Annotated in this window: 18 protein-coding genes and 1 pseudogene; 12 read left to right on the forward strand and 7 right to left on the reverse strand. The window is 72.0% G+C overall.

The annotated features are described in order from the left end of the window. Window positions 1-108: 108 nt before the first annotated feature. Window positions 109-1521, forward strand: coding sequence for an OFA family MFS transporter (locus AB0B86_RS23140; RefSeq protein ID WP_357405464.1), 1413 nt, complete (start codon window positions 109-111; stop codon window positions 1519-1521). Continuing rightward, window positions 1518-1643, forward strand: coding sequence for a hypothetical protein (locus AB0B86_RS23145; RefSeq protein WP_357405466.1), 126 nt, complete (start codon window positions 1518-1520; stop codon window positions 1641-1643). Before AB0B86_RS23140 ends, AB0B86_RS23145 begins: the two co-directional genes overlap by 4 nt. A 30-nt stretch (window positions 1644-1673) precedes the next feature. Here AB0B86_RS23145 and AB0B86_RS23150 read toward each other — a convergent pair whose 3' ends face one another. Beyond that, window positions 1674-2402, reverse strand: a complete 729-nt coding sequence (locus tag AB0B86_RS23150; protein WP_357405468.1) for an SDR family oxidoreductase — start codon at window positions 2400-2402, stop codon at window positions 1674-1676. Window positions 2403-2481: 79 nt separating this feature from the next. Here AB0B86_RS23150 and AB0B86_RS23155 point away from each other — a divergent pair, with 79 nt between their 5' ends. The 3 genes from AB0B86_RS23155 to AB0B86_RS23165 all read left to right on the forward strand — a co-directional run bounded on the left by AB0B86_RS23155 (window position 2482) and on the right by AB0B86_RS23165 (window position 4593). Then, complete coding sequence (locus AB0B86_RS23155; protein ID WP_357405471.1) at window positions 2482-3315, forward strand: patatin-like phospholipase family protein; 834 nt, start codon at window positions 2482-2484, stop codon at window positions 3313-3315. Window positions 3316-3364: 49 nt separating this feature from the next. Then, the gene (locus AB0B86_RS23160) at window positions 3365-3826 is read left to right on the forward strand and encodes a peroxiredoxin (protein ID WP_357405473.1); all 462 of its coding nucleotides are present in this window, start codon (window positions 3365-3367) and stop codon (window positions 3824-3826) included. A gap of 83 nt (window positions 3827-3909) precedes the next feature. Continuing rightward, window positions 3910-4593, forward strand: a complete 684-nt coding sequence (locus AB0B86_RS23165; RefSeq protein ID WP_357405475.1) for a hypothetical protein — start codon at window positions 3910-3912, stop codon at window positions 4591-4593. Between the two features lie 56 nt (window positions 4594-4649). Here AB0B86_RS23165 and AB0B86_RS23170 read toward each other — a convergent pair whose 3' ends face one another. Further along, window positions 4650-5102 (reverse strand): MarR family winged helix-turn-helix transcriptional regulator, encoded by a 453-nt coding sequence (locus tag AB0B86_RS23170; protein ID WP_357405478.1) that lies wholly within the window; start codon window positions 5100-5102, stop codon window positions 4650-4652. A gap of 96 nt (window positions 5103-5198) precedes the next feature. Between AB0B86_RS23170 and AB0B86_RS23175 the strand changes: the two genes are divergently transcribed. Next, window positions 5199-5630, forward strand: coding sequence for a hypothetical protein (locus AB0B86_RS23175; RefSeq protein WP_357405480.1), 432 nt, complete (start codon window positions 5199-5201; stop codon window positions 5628-5630). Between the two features lie 181 nt (window positions 5631-5811). On the opposite strand, the gene AB0B86_RS23180 is transcribed toward AB0B86_RS23175, so the two are convergent. From AB0B86_RS23180 to AB0B86_RS23200, 5 genes are all read right to left on the reverse strand, one after another. Further along, window positions 5812-6744 (reverse strand): CU044_5270 family protein, encoded by a 933-nt coding sequence (locus tag AB0B86_RS23180; RefSeq protein WP_357405482.1) that lies wholly within the window; start codon window positions 6742-6744, stop codon window positions 5812-5814. Continuing rightward, window positions 6741-7325, reverse strand: coding sequence for an RNA polymerase sigma factor (locus tag AB0B86_RS23185; protein WP_357405484.1), 585 nt, complete (start codon window positions 7323-7325; stop codon window positions 6741-6743). The genes AB0B86_RS23180 and AB0B86_RS23185 overlap by 4 nt, the downstream gene beginning before the upstream one ends. A gap of 75 nt (window positions 7326-7400) precedes the next feature. Then, window positions 7401-8594 (reverse strand): GNAT family N-acetyltransferase, encoded by a 1194-nt coding sequence (locus AB0B86_RS23190; RefSeq protein ID WP_357405486.1) that lies wholly within the window; start codon window positions 8592-8594, stop codon window positions 7401-7403. Window positions 8595-8792: 198 nt separating this feature from the next. Further along, complete coding sequence (gene cydB, locus AB0B86_RS23195) at window positions 8793-9791, reverse strand: cytochrome d ubiquinol oxidase subunit II (RefSeq protein ID WP_357405488.1); 999 nt, start codon at window positions 9789-9791, stop codon at window positions 8793-8795. A gap of 14 nt (window positions 9792-9805) precedes the next feature. Continuing rightward, window positions 9806-11221, reverse strand: coding sequence for a cytochrome ubiquinol oxidase subunit I (locus AB0B86_RS23200; RefSeq protein ID WP_357405490.1), 1416 nt, complete (start codon window positions 11219-11221; stop codon window positions 9806-9808). Window positions 11222-11382: 161 nt separating this feature from the next. On the opposite strand from AB0B86_RS23200, the gene AB0B86_RS23205 reads away from it, so the two are divergent. From AB0B86_RS23205 to AB0B86_RS23230, 6 genes and pseudogenes are all read left to right on the forward strand, one after another. After that, complete coding sequence (locus AB0B86_RS23205) at window positions 11383-12150, forward strand: lysophospholipid acyltransferase family protein (RefSeq protein ID WP_357405492.1); 768 nt, start codon at window positions 11383-11385, stop codon at window positions 12148-12150. A 195-nt stretch (window positions 12151-12345) separates the two neighbouring features. Next, window positions 12346-12582: pseudogene (locus AB0B86_RS23210) on the forward strand (ATP-binding cassette domain-containing protein); the annotation flags it as partial. A gap of 10 nt (window positions 12583-12592) precedes the next feature. Further along, entirely contained in the window at window positions 12593-12769 is a 177-nt protein-coding gene (locus AB0B86_RS23215; RefSeq protein WP_357405688.1) for a hypothetical protein, read from the forward strand. A gap of 37 nt (window positions 12770-12806) precedes the next feature. Next, window positions 12807-14201, forward strand: coding sequence for a sensor domain-containing protein (locus tag AB0B86_RS23220; protein ID WP_357405494.1), 1395 nt, complete (start codon window positions 12807-12809; stop codon window positions 14199-14201). A gap of 2 nt (window positions 14202-14203) precedes the next feature. Further along, window positions 14204-14848 carry a response regulator transcription factor gene (locus AB0B86_RS23225; RefSeq protein ID WP_357405674.1) on the forward strand — a complete coding sequence of 215 codons (645 nt, stop codon included), beginning with the start codon at window positions 14204-14206 and terminating at the stop codon, window positions 14846-14848. A 107-nt stretch (window positions 14849-14955) separates the two neighbouring features. Further along, complete coding sequence (locus AB0B86_RS23230) at window positions 14956-16158, forward strand: serine hydrolase domain-containing protein (protein ID WP_357405496.1); 1203 nt, start codon at window positions 14956-14958, stop codon at window positions 16156-16158. Window positions 16159-16178 lie beyond the last annotated feature (20 nt).

Consider the following 16178-nt stretch of genomic DNA (forward strand, 5'->3'; position numbering starts at 1 on the left):
CGCTCAGCTCACGGTTTCGACCGTCGGGCGACGTCGAGGTTTGCGGCCTCCGTGTGCGGGGGGCACGTTGTGGGGACGTCTCTGTCCTCACCGGAGAGGAAGCAGCGCATGCTTTCCGCACTCGATCGTCGGCACACCGTCGCGCCGCCCGGCTACAGCCGGTGGCTGATCCCCCCGGCGGCGTTGGCCATCCACCTCTGCATCGGTCAGGTCTATGCGACAAGCGTCTACAAGAACTCGCTGATCGCGCACTTCGACACCAGTCAGACCGCGATCGGGGTGATCTTCAGTATCGCGATCGTGATGCTGGGGTTGTCCGCGGCGGTCGCCGGGACCTGGGTGGAGGCGAACGGGCCGCGTAAGGCCATGTTCGTCTCGGCCTGTTTCTGGGCGGCGGGTTTCCTGGTGGGGTCGCTGGGCATCGCCACGAAACAGCTGTGGTTGTTGTATCTGGGCTACGGGTTGCTCGGCGGCATCGGGCTGGGCATCGGTTACATCTCCCCCGTCTCCACGTTGATCAAGTGGTTCCCGGACCGGCCGGGGCTGGCCACCGGGTTGGCGATCATGGGGTTCGGTGGTGGGGCGATGGTCGCCTCTCCCCTGTCCCGGCAGCTGTTGTCGTTCTACGACGCCGGCTACGACCCGGCGAACGCGGGGTCGACGGCGTCGGGCAGCGCCCTGGTGTGGTTGTTCGTGACGCTTGGCCTGGGCTACTTCGTGATCATGATGTTCGGGGTGGCGAACGTGCGGGTGCCGGCCGAGGGCTGGCGGCCGGCCGGGTTCGACCCCGCGAGTGTGGCGGCGAAGCCGCTCGTCACCACGGCGAACGTGTCGGCGGCGAACGCGGTGAAGACCCGGTCGTTCTGGCTGCTGTGGGTGGTGCTGTTCTGCAACGTGACAGCCGGCATCGGCATCCTGGAGCAGGCCAGCCCGATGATCCAGGACTTCTTCCGGGACAACGGCACGTCGGCGGTGACAGTCGCGGCGGCCGGTGGGTTCGTGGGTCTGCTGTCGCTGTTCAACATGGCGGGCCGGTTCGTGTGGTCGTCCACCTCGGACGTCATCGGCCGCAAGCCGATCTACCTGGTGTACCTGGGGGTCGGCATGGTGCTGTACGCGCTGTTGGCCCTGGTCGGGCAGAGCGCGACAGCCCTGTTCGTGTTGTTGGCCTGCGTGATCCTGTCGTTCTACGGAGGTGGGTTCGCGACGGTGCCGGCGTACCTGCGGGACCTGTTCGGCACGTTCCAGGTCGGTGCGATCCACGGCCGGTTGCTGACCGCGTGGTCGGCGGCGGGGATCGCGGGTCCGCTGATCGTCAACGGGTTCCTCGACGCGCAGGGCAAGCCGGGCACGTTGACGGCGGCGGCGTACCGGCCGGCGTTGTTCACGATGGTGGGCGTGCTCGCGGTGGGTTTCGTGGCGAACCTGCTGGTGCGGCCGGTGCCGCAGCGCTACCACGAACCAGCGGCGGAGCAGGGTGCGACTGAGGACATGGGGGCGGAGAGGAGTGCCACGCGATGAGTGACGACAGCCGATCCGGGCAGCAGGCCCGGTTGTGGATCTCCTGGTTGGTGGTGGCTGTGCTGCTCGGCTACGGGGTGGTGCAGACCGTGATCACGGCGGCGAAACTGTTCACGCACTGAGCGGTGAGCCGGGGCGCCGCGCGCCCCGGCTCACAGTCCGCCGGAGACCCGCAGGACCGTCCCGGTGGTGTACGAGGCGTCCGGGCTGAGCAGCCAGGCGATCGCGGCGGCGATCTCGTCGGGTTCGCCGGCGCGGCCCAGCGGGATGCGACCGGCGGCGGTGTCGGCGCGGTCGGGTACGCCGGAGGCGGCGTGGATGTCGGTGCGCACGAGGCCGGGTGCGACGGCGTTGACGCGGATGCCCCGCGGGGCGAGTTCCTTGGCCAGGCCGACGGTGAGGGTGTCGGTGGCGGCCTTCACCGCGGCGTAGTGCACGTACTCCCCCGGGCTGCCGAGGGTCGCGGCGGCCGACGAGACGTTGACGATCGCGCCGCCGTCGGTGAGTCGGCGGGCGGCCTGCTGGGCGCAGAGGACGTAGCCGACGAGGTTGACGTCGACGACCCGGCGCAGGTCCTCGACGCGCAGGTCGGTGAAGGGTCCGATGAGGCTGGTGACGCCGGCGTTGTTGACCAGGCCGGTGAGTGGGCCGAGCTGGGCGGCCGCGTCGAACAGTTCGTTCACCTGGTCGGGGTCGGTGGTGTCGGCGCGTACCGCGATGGCCTGGGCCCCGGCGGCGCGCAGGTCGGCCAGGACGGCGGCGGCGGCGGTGTCGTCGCGGCGGTAGCACAGCGCGAGGTGGTGACCGGCCTGGGCGAGGCGGCGGGCGGTGGCCGCGCCGATGCCACGGCCGCCGCCGGTGATGACGGTGACAGGTGCCACGGTGTCTCCAGGGCTGTCGGAGCAGGACGCGCCGACGCTACCGTGACCGGCGCGGTCCGGTCGTGGAGAGGAGGGTCACATGCAGCGCGCGTTGGTGCTCGGTGGTGGCGGGGTGACCGGTGTGGCCTGGGAGTTGGGGCTGCTGGCGGGGCTGGTCGAGCGGGGTGTGCCGGTCACCGGGGCGGATCTGGTGGTCGGCACGTCGGCGGGCTCGGTGGTCGGCGCGCAGGTGTGCTCCGGGTTGCCGGTGCAGCGGTTCTACGAGGATCAGTTGGCCCCGCCGAGGGGTGGGTCGGCGGCCCGGTTGGGTGTGGTGGCGTTGGCGCGGCTGGTGTGGGCCGGTGGTCGTACCCGCGACGCGGTGCGCGCACGGGCCCGGATCGGGGCGATGGCGCTGGCGGCGCGTACCCAGTCGGAGGCGTCGCGGCGGGCGGTGATCGAGGCTCTTCTCGTGGCCCGGGAGTGGCCGGCGCGGCGGTTGCTGGTCACGGCGGTGGACGCGGCCTCCGGCGAGTTCGTGGTGTTCGACAGCGACAGCGGGGTGTCGCTGGTGGACGCGGTGGGTGCGAGTTGCGCGGTGCCCGGGGTGTGGCCGCCGGTGACGATCGGCGCGCGCCGGTTCGTCGACGGTGGGATGCGCTCGACGGTGAACGCGGACCTCGCGGCGGGCGCGCAGCGGGTGCTGGTGCTCGCGCCGACGTCGGGGGCGTTCGGGCCGATGCCGCGGGTGTCGGCGCAGGTGGACGGTTTGCGTTCCGCCGGGTCGAGGGTGGTGGTGGTGACGCCGGACGCGGCGGCGCGCTCGGCGATCGGCCGTAACGTGCTGGATCCGGCGCGGCGCGCGGGTGCGGCGCGGGCCGGGCGGGCCCAGGCCGACGTGGTGGCCGACGAGGTGGCGGCGCTCTGGGCGTGATCGCTTACGCTCACCGCGCGTTCGGTCGATTGGACAACGGAGGTGCGCGGTGGCGGGTGTGGGTGTCGGTGACGTGGTGCAGGACTTCGAGCTGCCGGATGAGACGGGCACGCCGCGGCGGCTGTCGGAGTTCCTGGCGACCGGGCCGGTGGTGCTGTTCTTCTACCCGGCGGCGATGACGCGGGGGTGCACGGCGGAGAGTTGTCACTTCCGGGACCTCGCGGCGGAGTTCACGGCGGTGGGCGCGTCGCGGGTGGGCATCAGCCGTGACCCGGTGGCGAAGCAGGCGGAGTTCTCGAAGCTGCACGGGTTCGACTATCCGCTGCTGTCCGACCAGGACGGCACCGTGGCGCAGCAGTTCGGGGTGAAGCGGCGGGTGCCGTTGGGGCCGCTGAGCATGAAGCGGATGACGTTCGTGATCGGCACTGACCGGCGGGTCGTCGAGGTGATCCACAGCGAGGTCAGCATGAACGACCACGCGGACCGGGCGCTGCGGGCGTTGGGTGGCTGAGTGGGCGTGGGCCCTGTGCGGCGGGTGTCGCAGTGGGCTGGTATCAAGACAGCAATCAAACAGGTGTACGGAAGAGGGTTGTGATGGATGCCGGCCAGGGTTTGTCCACTGACGAGGTGCAGAGCATCCGGGAGGCGTTGGCGGCCGGGCGTAAGCCGCGGGTGGTGTTCACCGCGTCGGCGGGGCAGATCGCCGGCCAGGTCGGTCAGGTGGTCGAGCTGACCGACCCGGAGGTGTCCGACGAGTTCGTGGTGGTGCGTTTCGGTCGCGACGAGTTGCCGTTCTCCCCCGCCGACCTGGCGGTGGCGCCCAAGGGCGCGGGTCGGCGGGTGGTGGAGCCGAAACCGGAGCCCGAGCCGGAGCCGGAGCCGGTGGCGGCGCCGGAGTTCGTGTTGGACACGCCGCGGGTGCCCGCGCAGCGACAGGAGGAACCGAAGGTGGAGCAGACCGAGAAGCCGCCGGCGCGGCGGGCGGTCAAGGCCGTCAAGCCGAAGGGCCCGGCGGGGCTGACGGTGACCTTGGCGTACGCCGACGGTGAGTGGACGGTGGCCGCGCAGCAGGGCAGTAAGGCGCTCGCGAAGCCGTACGTGGTGAAGCCGGCCGAGGCGTTGAAGATGGTGGCCCTGGTCGACGTGCCCGGTGTGCAGGAGGCGGTGGAGCAGATCCTCGGCACCGAGCGGGCCGAGGCGGAGCAGCAGGCGGAGAAGCTGCGCGCGGAGTTGGCGGAGATCGAGGCGCGGTTGGCGGAGCTGCGCGAGGCCCGCTGAGCTGGTCGCGGCGGGTCTGCCCGGGGTTGGGTGGGTCCGCCGTGGCGGTGTCGGCGTCAGTGGCCGCCGTGGTGCTCGAGCAGGCGGGTGAGCAGGCGGGTCAGTTGGTCGCGTTCGGCGCTCGACAGGGGTGCGAGCAGGTCGTCCTGCACGCGGGCGACGGTGTCGGCCATCCGGTGGGCTTCGGCGGTGCCGGCCTCGGTGAGGCTGATGACGTTGCGGCGGCGGTCGGCCGGGTCGGGGGCGCGTACGACGAGTCCCCGACCGGTCAGGTCGTTGACGGCGGCCACGACGTCGCTGCGGTCGATGGCGCAGCGACGTCCCAGGTCGGCTTGGCTCGCGGGTCCGCTCTCGGCAAGTGCGGCGAGCAGCCGGTAGTGGTAGCCGCGCAGGCCGTGCGCGGCGAAGCCGGCGCTGATGAGTCGTCCGGCGTGGGTGGCGGCCTGGTTGAGCAGCCAACTCGGGGTGGTCCGCAGCCCGGCGGGTGACTGCGGGGCGGTGGCGTCCATGGCGGCAGCCTAACAGTAATCGTTGGTGCGACCCACAAACCGTGTTACGTTGGCTCCACCAACGTTGGCAACGCCAACGTTTTTGAAGGAGGCATCGTGTCCACTCTCAACGGTCAGGTCATCGGTCAGGCCCATTTCGCCACCCGTGCCCTGCTCGAACGCGCCGTCGCGCCCCTGGGCGTCGACTTCGGCCAGGTTCTCGCGCTCAACGCCCTCGCCGCCGGTCCCGTCGCCCGCACGCGTCTGGTGCACCGCATCACCAGCACCCGCAAGGTCGACGAGCCGGCCGTGCACGAGATGATCGCCGGCCTCGTCGCCGCCAACCTGGCGCGGCTCGACGACACCGCAGAACCGCAGGTAGGGCTCACCGACGCCGGCCACGCCACCCAGGCCCACATCGCCGACGCCGTCGGGGGCATCACCGCCCGGCTGTACGGAGACATCCCGCCCGCCGATGCCGACGCTGCCGCCCGCGTTCTGACGCTCATCACCGAGCGGGCCAACGACGAACTGGCGGGCGTCGCCTGAACCGCGTTGCCAGGTGGCGTAGCCGACCACGTCGCCGTCGTCCTCGACGAGGGTGAGCCCGTCGCCGGGCAGGGCGCCGTGTCGGCGGAGCCGCGCAAGGCCCGCTGAGGCGGGTCCGGGCCGGCTGCGGTGTGCCGGCAGGCGGCCGGCCCCGGCGGGTTGGGGCCGACCGCCTGGATGCCTACTGGCGCGGGTGCTGTCCGAGCTGGGCCACCACTGCCCGTTGCAGCACCGCGGTGGTGCCCAGCACCGTCCCGGCCGGCCCGTCGGCGGTGTCCGCCACGAGATAGCTGCGCTCTCCGAGGTAGTCGAACGTCGCCTCATCGAAGATCCACTCGTCGCGGCGGCTGTGTTCGGTGTGCGCGACGGCTATCCCCCGCCGCCCGGTCGCGTCGGTGACTCCGCGCACCACCTCGACGCCGGGGATCTTCGCCGCGGCCCGGTAGAGTGCGGCGCTCGTACGCGGCGGCACCAACGACTCGCGCAGGATGTCACCGATCGCGGTGAACGCCGCGCTGTCGGGGCTGCTGCCCGGACCTCGCTGCTCGCGTTCCCGGTACAGCTTCGCCAGCAGGGCGTCGGGGTCGTCGGGCAGGTCCACAAGCGCGGCGTTCGGTGTCACGTCCGTGAGCGTTTCGCGTTGCGGGATGGTGCCGACGATCGGCGCGTGGAACAACGGTTGCCTCAGCAGGCCGTCGCCCCGCTCGTCGCGGGGAATCCAGATCTCCCGCTCCTGTACCGGTCGCAGCCGGGCCGGGCCGTCACCGAGCTCGGCGACGGCACCCCGGCTCCTGATGTAGACGTAGCCGCCCGCGCCGGGCGGTGGCCCCGGCTTGTCGGCGGTGGCCACGGCCATCCGGTTGAGGAGCAGCGCCGCACCGACGCGTTCGCCCTGCCCGACCGGGACGACGAGCGGCGCGCTGTCCGGCGCCCACGGCTGGGCGACCATCCCGGCCGCGACCGCGACGGCCAGCACTCCCGCCACCGGCGCGAGCACACGCAGCCGTACTGGCCGCCGTGACGGCCGCCGGACCTCGGTCAGGAGATGCTGCCGCAGTGCCTGTCGGCGCGGCTGCGGCAGCGTCGGCACGGGCGGGGCGGAGGGCTCTGTCATCGGTACTCTCCCTGCTCGGCGGGGACCATCCGGGTGCCGGCCAACTCCTGCTGAGCCAGCGTTCGCAGCCGGGCGCGGGCCCGCGACAGCCGGGAGCGCACGGTGCCGACGGGTACGCCCAGCGCCTCGGCCGCCGCCGCGTAGTCCAGGTGCGACCACACGCAGAGCAGGAACACCTCCCGGTCCGCGCGGCGCAGCGCCCGCAACGCCGCCAGGGCGGCGGTCACCTGGTCGGCGTCGTACATCCGGTCGATGACCTCGTCGGCGAAGTCCGGGACGGTGTCGCGGACCGGCAGCCGCCGTAACGCCTCCCGGTGCCGGCGGGCCGCCCGTCGGCGGTTGCGCAGCACGTTCGTCGCGATGCCGAGCAGCCACGGGCGCAGGCTGTCCCCGTCCGGGCGCAGGGATCCGCGGATCCGCCACGCCTCGAGGAAAGTCAGCGACACCACATCCTCGGCGTACGCCGGGTCGCCTTCGCTCCACAGCGCATGTCGATGAACCGCGTCGGCGTGCTCGTCGAAGAGCTCACCCAACGCCTCGGAGTCTCCGGCCCGGATCCGGGCCCGCATCTCGGCTGTCACACCTGTATCTGTCCGCTGCCGCCGGTGAGTTCCCCTTTCCGGTGCGGGAGTTCACCGGCACCGGGCGGACGGCGGTCAGAAGTAGTCGAGCAGCTGCGCCGGACCGCCGGCGCCCAACAGGTCGAGTGCGCCCGGGTCGACGCCCGGGCTGTGGTGCAGCAGTCCGGCCTGCGCCACCGACCGGGCACCGGCCGCCCCGGCGTAGAGCAGAGCGAAGCCGCGTACGTCCAGTCGCAGGTCGGCTTCGCCGCCGATGCGGGTGAGCTCGGCGTCGCCGTCGGCGACGGTCAGCCGCCAGGTGCCGGTGTTCCATTCGGCGAGTGCGTCGGTGAGTGCGAAGTCGACGACGCCGCGGGCGTGGGCGGGCCACCCGCGGGTGTGCACCGCGCGGGCGACGTCGACCGGTCGGTGCAGCCACAGGTCCCGCGCGTGGTCGCGGGCCGCCTCCAGCGGCAGGTGGGCGCTGACTGCGTCGCCGTCGAGCGGGCACAGCCGCAGCGTCGGCGTTACGCTGGCCCAGCTGCCGAGCACCCCGACGAGTTCCCGGGCGGCGTCGGCGGTGACGGCCAGCGCCTCGTCGACGGTAAGCACCGAGTCGGCGCCGTAGCCTTGACCGCGTTGCCAGGTGGCGTAGCCGACCAGGTCACCGTCGGCCTCGACGACTGTGACACCGTCGCCGGGCAGGTCACCCTTGGCGTTGAAGTAGTCGTACAGCTTCCCCCGGCGCGTCAGCATGCCGTTGCGGTGGCGGGTGACCCGCTCGTACAGGTCGGTGACGGCGGCCAGGTCGGCGGGCGTGCCGGCCCGTACGCTCAGGTGCGGGGCGGGCCGGTGTCGGGGCAGCGCGGCGGTGGCGAGGTTGACGGTGCGCAGCACCCCCGCGGCCTCCCAACCGCAGGCCCGGTAGGGGGCGGCGACGGTCGGGTACAGGGCGCTGACCGCCGCGCCGCGTTCGTGGGCGCCGGCCAACAGGGCGGTGAGCAGGGCCCGGGCCACGCCCCGGCCCCGGGCCTCGGGGGCGACCGCCACCCCGGCGACGTCGGCCGCCGGTACGGCCCGTCCGGACCACCACTGGTCGTGGTGCAGGTCGACGGCCTTGCCGACGAGGCGACCGGTGTCGTCGAACGCGCCGTAGCGGGTCATGCCGGGCACCTCGACGCGGGTGCTGGCGTGGCGTTCCTGGGTGCCGCCGAACGCTAACCGGCCCAACTCCCAGGCGGCGTCGAGGTCGTCGGTGGTGAGTTCGCGAACGTGCGCAGTGGCGGACATCGGAACAACCTAGCGGCACGGGCTCCGCGCCGACCGCCAATTCCCCGGCCCGACCACCCCACCCCACCCCACCCCACCCCACCTCACCTGCGGCCGTCGATCATGGAGTTGTGGTGGGTGACAAATCTGTCCTCATTTGCCCAAACTGGGCACCACAACTCCATGATCGACGCGCGCGGCGGGGTGGGGGCAGCCCGGTCAGTGTTGCGGGATGTTGGCTACGCCGATGCGCTTGCGGAACACCCAGTAGGTCCAGCCCTGGTAGGCCAGCACGACCGGTGTGAAGATCACCGCCACCCAGGTCATGATCTTCAGGGTGTACGGGGTGGAGGCGGCGTTGGTGGCCGTCAACGTGCCCGCCGCGTCCAGGGTGGAGGGCAGCACGTTCGGGAACAACGCCGCGAACAGGGTCGCCACGGCCAGGCCGATCGCCACGGCGGTGCCGGTGAACGCCCAGCCCTCCCGGCGTACCCGGGCGGCGGCCAGACCACCGAGCAGGGCGAGGGCCGCGCCGACGGCGAGCACGACGGCCGCCGCGCTGGAACGGATGCTCAGCGTCCAGGTCAGGAACGCGACCGCGAGCACGGCGGCGCCGACGCCCAGGCGCACCGCCAGGGCGCCCGCGCGTTCGCGGATGTCGCCGGTGGTCTTCAGGGCGAGGAACACCGCGCCGTGGGTGAGGAACAGCGCGAGGGTGGTCGCGCCACCGAGCAGGGCGTACGGGTTGAGCAGGTCGATCAGGCCGCCGACGTACTCGTGGTCGGCGTCCAGCGGCACCCCGCGCAGGATGTTGGCGAAGGCGACGCCCCACAGGATCGCCGGCAGCAGTGAGCCGACCACGATCGCGGTGTCCCAGCGGCGCTTCCAGGACGCCTCGGGGCGCTTGTGCCGGTACTCGAAGGCCACGCCCCGGGCGATCAGGGCCAGCAGGATCAGCAGCAGCGGCAGGTAGAAGCCGGAGAACAGGGTGGCGTACCACTCGGGGAACGCGGCGAACATGGCGCCGCCGGCGGTGATCAGCCAGACCTCGTTGCCGTCCCAGACCGGGCCGATGGTGTTGATCAGGACGCGGCGCTCGCGGTCGTCGCGGCCCAGCACGGGCAGCAGCATGCCGACGCCGAAGTCGAAGCCCTCCAGGATGAAGTACCCGGTGAACAGCACGGCGACGAGGAGAAACCAGATGGTGGTCAGGTCCACGATGGGCTCCGGGATCAGTAGGCGAAGGCGAGCGGGCGCTCGGCGTCGTCGTGGGTGTCGTCGATGGGGTGCTCTTCGCTGACGTCGGGCACACCGGCCTTGGCGTAGCGCAGCAGCAACTTGACCTCGATCACGGCGAGGGTGGCGTAGATCAGCGTGAACGCGGTGAAGGAGGTGAGCACCTCGGTCAGCGAGACGCTGCGGGAGACGCCGTTGCGGGTGAGCATCTCGCCGAAGACGATCCACGGCTGCCGACCCATCTCGGTGAAGATCCAGCCGAAGGAGTTGGCCAGCAACGGCAGCACCGGCATGGCCAGGCCGGCGCGCAGCAACCACCTGCTGCTCGGGGTGCGGCCCTTGCGCTGGCTCCACAGGACCAGCAGGGCGATCGCGGCGGCGGCCATCCCGAAGGCGATCATGAAGCGGAAGCTCCAGTAGGTGACCGGGATGATCGGGGTGTAGCTGCCCGCGCCGTACTGGGTGGCGTACTGGGCCTGCAGGTCGTTGATGCCGTGCACGGTGCCGTTGGGGTCGCCGGTGCCCAGGTACGACAGCAGGTACGGGATCTTCAGGGCGAACACCTCGCGGCTGCCGTCGAGGCTGCCGATGGTCAGGACGGAGAACGAGGCGGGGCTCTCGGTGGTGTAGAGGCCTTCGGCGGCGGCCATCTTCATCGGCTGCACGTCCGTCATGATCTTGCCTTGGATGTCGCCGGTGAACAGCACGGCCGCCGAGGCGACAAGGACCACCCAGGAGCCGAACTTGGTGGCGAAGCGGTACGCGCCGGTGTCGGCGGAGTCGCGGTTGCGGATCACGTGCCACAGGCCGACCGCGACGATCAGCGACCCGGCGACCAGGAATGAGCCAGCCAGGGTGTGCGGGAAGGTGATCAGGGCGACCTTGTTGGTCAGCACGGCCGGGAAGTCGGTCAGTTCGGCGCGTCCGCTGTCCGGGTTGATCCGGTAGCCGACCGGGTTCTGCATGAACGAGTTCGCCGCGAGGATGAAGTACGCGGACAGGTTGGTGCCGATCGCGGCGGCCCAGATGCTGGCCAGGTGCGCTCGCTTGGGCAGCCGGTCCCAACCGAAGATCCACAGGCCGATGAAGGTGGATTCGAGGAAGAACGCGACGAGCGCCTCGATGGCCAGCGGTGCGCCGAAGATGTCGCCGACGAAGCGGGAGTAGTCGCTCCAGTTCATCCCGAACTGGAACTCCTGCACGATGCCGGTGACCACACCCATCGCGAAGTTGATCAGGAACAGCTTGCCGTAGAACTTGGTGAGTTTCAGGTACCGCTCGTTGCCGGTGCGGTGCCACATCGTCTGCAGGATGGCCACCAGCACGGACAGGCCGATGGTCAGCGGAACGAAGAGAAAGTGGTAGACGGTGGTGACACCGAACTGCCAGCGGGCGACGTCCAACGCGTCCACCTGAAACCCCCAGCCACTCATACTACGAGACGTAGTAAATACTACTGCCCGTCGTAGAGAAACCGGCAGGGTCGGGCGGCCCGAAACGACCCGGGACCAATGACCCTGATCACCCGACCCGCCCTCGCGAGTGCACCGGCGCATGCGACGATGGCGCGCTGATGGACACCGCACCCTCCCCCTGGCAGCCGCCGCTGATCTGGCGGGGCGCCCTACTGTTGGCCCGCGCGCTGGTCGGCCTGCTCGCCCGTCTCGACGTCACCGGCGAGATTCCGGCACACCTACGCCGTGGCCCACTGGTGCTGACCGCCAACCACATCAGCCCGTTCGACCCGCTGGTGATGGCCGCCGCCTGCCAGACCCGCGGCATCGCCCCCCGGATCATGGCCACGGCCGGGCTGTTCCGCGTGCCGGTGCTCGGCGCCGCCATGCGTCACGCCGGCCACATCCGGGTCGACCGGGGCACCAGCGCCGTGCACCGGGCCCTCGACGACGCCGCCAGCGCCGTCGCCAGCGGATCGGTGATCCTCATCTACCCCGAGGGGCGCATCGGCCTGGACCCCGGCATGTGGCCCGAACGCGGCAAGACCGGCGCCGCGCGACTCGCCCTGGCCTGCGGTGCTCCGGTCGTGCCGGTCGCCCAGTGGGGCGCCCACGAGGTGCTGCCCTACCGGGCGCCGCGCGGAATGCTGCGCGGCGTCGCCCGCGCGCTGTGGCGCCGCCCGGTGATCCGGGTGCACTTCGGCCCACCCGTCGACCTCGGCGAGTCGAGCGCCGCCACCCCCGGTGCCGCCCGCCGCGCCACCGACCGGATCATCGACGCGCTCACCGACACCCTCGCCCCGCTGCGCCCCGACGAACCGGACCTGCCCCGCCACGTCGACCCCGGCCGGCCCAGCGACCTCAGCCGCGCCCACCGCCGTCGCTGAGCCCACCGCGCCGCCGGTGCGGCGATCAACGCGGTCTGCCGGACGGCGGAGGGGCATTTGACGAGATCGCCGCTCCCCCAGCCGGCCGACCTGGGGGAAATCCCCCAGCCGAAGACGGCTGTCAGCCGGCTCCTGCCGGGACCACCGCGCGCCTAGCGTGATCTTCCGTAGCCACCGACGACGGAAGGAGACCGGGTGATCGAGGCCCGCAACCTCACCAGGCGATACGGACCGATGGTCGCGGTCGACGCCCTCAGCTTCGACGTACGGCCGGGCAGCGTCACCGGCTTCCTGGGCCCGAACGGCTCGGGCAAGTCGACCACGATGCGGCTGATCCTCGGGCTGGACCGGTGCGACGCCGGCCAGGTACGAATCAGCGGTCGCCGCTACCGCGAGTTGCGCTGGCCGCTGCGGGAGGTCGGCGCGCTCCTCGGCGTCGTACATGCCGATCCTGATCGTGGAGAACTCGCTGAGCACGACCAGGCCGGTGACCTGCGGCACGGACGCCGCGGCCTGCCCGGACTTCCTGTCCGCGTGGGCCGGGCTCGGTGTGCTGTGCCTGTACGCCGCTGTCGCACTCGCCGTCGGCGGTTGGCTGCTGGCCAAGCGGGACGCGTGAGCGGGAGCCGGGGTCGGCGGGGAGGAGGATGACGGGCATGGGCCTTCCGGCGCGCACGCCGGCCGCGGACCCGTCGTCGGGCGACAGGCGGCGGGGCAGGCGCTCGTGGCGCAGCGCGCCCCCGTTGACCAGGCGGGCCGCCCGCGAGGTGGTGTTCTGCCTCGCCGGGCTGCCGTTCATCGTGTTCAACCCGGTGGCGTTCTTCGTCGTCGCGGTGGACCTGAGCTGGTGGATCAGCCGGGGCGCTCGGGGCAATCCCACCGCGACCGACGTGGCCGTGGCGGTGATCAGCGTGGGCGTGCTGCTCGTGCTGCTGGTGTCGACGACGGCGGCCCGCCGGCTCGGCACACTGCACCGCAGGCTCGCGGCCCGACTGCTCGGAGTCCGGGTCGCGCCGCCGCCGGTGCCCGCGGGCCCGACCTGGTCCGGCTTGCGCGACGGCGCCGGTTGGCGGGTCGTCGGGTACCTGCTGGCCAAGCTGCCGGTCAGCCTGATCGCGCTGTACGCCCTGTTCTTCTGGGTCGGCGGGCTACTCAACCTGAGCTACCCGCTGCTGTGGGGGGCGTTTCGCAACCACCCGCCGGGGGTGCGGCTGGACCCGGTGCCGGTGTTCACGCCGTTCGGCTTGTTCGGCGACGGCACCTTCCGCGTCGCCACCCTCGGCGGCACCTTCGCCGCCGCCGCGGCCGGGGCGGCGATGCTGCTGGCCGCGCCGTGGGTGACCAGAGCCGTCGCGTCCACCGACGGCTGGCTGATCCGCGGTCTGCTCGGGCCGGGCCGGCTGGCCCGGCGGGTCCACGACCTGGAGCTGAGCCGGGCGTCCGCCGTGGACGACGCCGCCGCCCTGCTGCGACGGCTCGAACGTGACCTGCACGACGGTGCGCAGATCCGGCTGGCCACGCTGGCCATGAACCTGGGCATGGCCCGGCGCAAGCTCGGTGACGGCGACGAGGTCGCCGACGCCGCCGCCGTCCGCGAGTTGGTCGACGCCGCGCTGCGCGGCGCCAAGGACGCCCTCGCCGACCTGCGCAGTCTGACCCGCGGCATCCACCCGCCGGTGCTCGACAACGGGCTGGCCGACGCCCTCGCCTCGCTGGCCGCCGACAGCGCGATTCCGGTCCGGTTGGACACCGGCATCCCGGTCCGGCCCACCCCCGCGATCGAGACCATCGCGTACTTCTGCGCCGCCGAACTGCTTGCCAACGCCGCCAAGCACAGCTTCGCGACCACCATCACCGTCCGGGTCGCCGGAAAGCGGGCAAAGCTGTGGCTCAGCGTCGCCGACGACGGCACCGGTGGTGCCGACCCGAGCCGCGGCACCGGCCTGTCCGGGCTGGCGCAACGGGTCGCCGTGGTCGACGGCACGCTGCGCATCGCGAGCCCGCCCGGTGGCCCGACGACGGTCACTGTCGAGCTTCCGCTGCGCGCATGAGCGTGCGCGTGGTGATCGCCGAGGACGCGGCCCTGTTCCGGGCCGGGCTGACCCGCCTGATCGAGGAGGACGGCCACCAGGTGTGCGCCGCCGTGGGCGACGGTGACCTGCTGTTGGCCGCGGTGCGCGAGCATCAGCCCGACGTCGTGGTGGCCGACATCCGGATGCCGCCGACGCACACCGACGAAGGGCTGCGCGCCGCCCTCGAGATCCGCCGCCGGCACCCCGGCACGGGAGTGCTGGTGCTGTCGCAGTACATCGAGACCAGGTACACGGCCCGGCTGCTGCAAGGCAACGCGGCGGGCGTCGGGTACCTGCTGAAGGAACGGGTGGCCGACGTCGCGGAGTTCGCCGACGCGCTGAAGCGGGTCGCCACCGGCGGTACGGCGCTCGACCCGGAGGTCGTCGGTCAACTACTGCGGGTCAGCCGCCGCGCCGACGGCGTGGCGGCGCTTACCCCACGCGAACGTCACGTCCTCGCGCTGATGGCCGAGGGCCGATCGAACGCCGGTGTCGCCGACGCGCTCGTGGTGACCGGCGGAACGGTGGAGAAGCACGTCGCGAGCATCTTCGACAAGCTGGGGTTGCCGCCGGACGAAGCGGACAACCGCCGGGTCCTGGCGGTCCTGCGCTACCTGAGTTCGTAGGGCTGGGGGCTACCCCCCACGCCGGTTCTGGGGTTTTCCGGTTGGTGCCGACATCGAGGCTCTTCGTACCGTTTGGACACAGTTGTTGTCCCGAAGGGAGCTTTGAGGTGAGCGTGGTTTTCGCAGTACGAAAGGCGGTGCGGTGGCGGAGCGTCGTCGCGACCGCGACCGTGGCGGTAGTGCTGGCCACCACCGTCGGCCCGGCCGCCGGATCGGTCGCGCCGTCCACCGCGGATCACCGGTCCACGGCCACTGTGCTCCAGCACGGGCTCGACGACCTGCACGGCCTGGGCGTGTCCGGGACGCAGGGCCTGGTCCGCGACGGGGGGCAGGTGACAGTGGCGCGCAGCGGCGTGGCCGACCTGGACACCGGCGCGCCGGTGCCGCCCGACGGTTTCTTCCGCATCGGCAGCACCACGAAGACGTTCGTGTCGGTGGTGCTGCTCCAACTCGTCGGCGAGGGCCGGATCCGGCTGGACGACCCGCTCGAACGCTGGCTGCCCGGCGTCGTCACCGGCAACGGCAACGACGGCCGGCAGGTAAGCGTTCGCCACCTGCTGCAACACACAAGTGGCCTCTACGACGCCACCGGCGACCTCGCCGCCCTGCGATCGGCCGACGAGTTCCTGGCGCACCGCTTCGACCACTACACCGAGGCGCAGCAGGTGGCGACAGCGATGGGGCACCCGCCGCTGTTCGCCCCCGGCACCGGCTGGAGCTACTCGAACACCAACTACCTGCTGGCCGGGATGCTCATCGAACGCGTCACCGGGCACCTGTGGCACACCGAGGTGCGCTCGCGGGTCCTGCTGCCGCTGCGCCTGACCCACACCTACTACCCGGGTGACCAGGCGACCCTGCCCCAGCCGCACGCCAACGGGTACCGGCAGTTCGTAGCGGGCGGGCCCATGGTCGACACCACAGTGTTCAATCCGACGGTGACGGCCTCGGCCGGCGGCCTGGTCAGCACCCCCAGCGACCTGGCCCGCTTCTGGCAGGCGGTCGGCCGCGGCGAGCTGCTGCGCCCCGCGCAACTGGGCGAACTGCGCGACACCGTGCTGGCCGACGGGTTCCAGGGGATCCGGGCGGGCATCCGTTACGGGCTCGGCATCATGTGGATACCCAACCGGTGCGGCGGCTCCTGGGCGCACGTCGGCTCCATGCCCGGGATGAGCACCCTCGCCGCGGTCAGCCCGGACGGGCGCCGATCGACTGTCCTGTACCTGGCCACCGAGCTGGCCGACCCGGGGCCGGCGGTGGCGGTCATCCAGCGGCAGATGACGCTGCTCGACGACCTGATCTGCGGCTGACCGTCCGCACGGGCGACAGC

The sequence above is a fragment of the Micromonospora sp. NPDC049047 genome, assembly GCF_040649135.1.
Lineage (GTDB): Bacteria > Actinomycetota > Actinomycetes > Mycobacteriales > Micromonosporaceae > Micromonospora.